This is a genomic window from Kocuria sp. CPCC 205261, assembly GCF_040981025.1.
GTDB classification, from domain to species: domain Bacteria; phylum Actinomycetota; class Actinomycetes; order Actinomycetales; family Micrococcaceae; genus Kocuria; species Kocuria marina.
On sequence record NZ_JAVKPU010000036.1, the window covers coordinates 1 to 1,336 of the forward strand.

At 61.6% G+C, this 1,336-nt stretch carries 1 protein-coding gene and 1 pseudogene; one reads left to right on the forward strand and one right to left on the reverse strand.

Annotated features, from left to right (window positions below; genetic code table 11):
• Positions 1-217: 217 nt before the first annotated feature.
• Positions 218-502 (reverse strand): annotated as a pseudogene (locus RF646_RS13255) (integrase core domain-containing protein); the annotation flags it as partial.
• 45 nt (positions 503-547) lie between these two features.
• Here RF646_RS13255 and RF646_RS13260 point away from each other — a divergent pair.
• Positions 548-1,171: an S-4TM family putative pore-forming effector gene (locus RF646_RS13260; protein WP_368836233.1), complete on the forward strand. Its 624-nt coding sequence runs from the start codon at positions 548-550 to the stop codon at positions 1,169-1,171.
• Positions 1,172-1,336: the final 165 nt, after the last annotated feature.

Here is a 1,336-nt window from a genome sequence, read left to right on the forward strand (position 1 = left end):
TCGGGAGGCCTCGACCCCTATCCGGCGACCGACGCGCCGACCCCAACTACACCCTGGATCCTGAAGAGCCGCCAATTAGATCCGAAAGTCACAAGTCGGGATTTTGAAAGCTGTGGCCGGCCCTCGTCGGCGGACCGGCCACTATGGTCACTGAGTTGGGTGAGGGCCTGCCCTGGGGACTGCCCCGACTTTCCTTGACTCTCGGGGTTGATGGTTTTCAGGCGGCTCGGAGGCCGTGATTGATGGTCTCAAACTCGATCGGGGTGAGACGACCCAGACGGCGTTGCCGGCGCCGGCGGTGGTAGGACTTCTCGATCCAGGTCACGATCGCCAGACGCAGGTCCTCCCGACTGGGCCAGCGCTGCCGGTCCAGGACGTTCTTCTGGAGCAAGGCGAAGAAGGATTCCATGGCGGCGTTGTCCGCGCACGCCCCGACTCGGCCCATCGACCCCACAAGGTCGTGGTGGGCGAGCTCGTGCACGAACTTCCGGGCACGAAATTGACCAGGTTCAACCGGTCGTTGCAACACCGGTTGAACCCGGTCTGTGTGCCGGAGACCCTGGACCACTACCTCTTCGACATGCCAGAAACGATCACGCGGTCCGAAGCCCCCAGCCCCGAAGACATCGCGATTGTCGCCGGAGACCAGGACACCTTCACCCGCGTAGCGCAGAAGGAAAAACTGCTCGACTGGTACACCGTCCATACCTCGTCCCCGGGAATCGTAAACATTGCGATCGCGCAGCGCAGCAACGCCTCGTACACCGATCGACTCATCCGCACCATGGTCACCGTATGGGCAATAGCTTCGGCGCTGTGGCTGATCACCCTCGTAACCTGGGCTAGCCTCACCGATGTCACCCTCGCCACGTTTCTACTCGGTGCTCTGCTTCCCGTGTTACCCGTGTTTCTCGACGTCACCGAATATGTCCTTAACACATGGCAGGCAGCGCACGACCGGGCAGACCTTGCAGCAACTATCGCCAGACGCCTCACCACCGCCCGCGAGTCAATCCAACCCCAGGACCTCCTCGTCTGGCAGGAACACCTCTTCGAACTCAGACGCACCACCCCCCAAGTCCCCAACTGGCTCTACAAGCTCAACCGACCGAAGAACGAAAACGCGATGAACCAGGCAGCACAGCAACTAGGACAAAACGGCGCTACTTGAACAAGCATGTCGCCGCTGCCCCACAGTGGTTTTTTGCACGCGCAAGGGGAGGCGGTGGGACTGTCCGATAAACGGTGTGTGGGGCCCGGCCCAACACCTCGGGGCAAGTCAGGTAATCCTCGGGTGTCCACAGCGGTTCATGCGCACAGGGTGCTGGTCTACCGT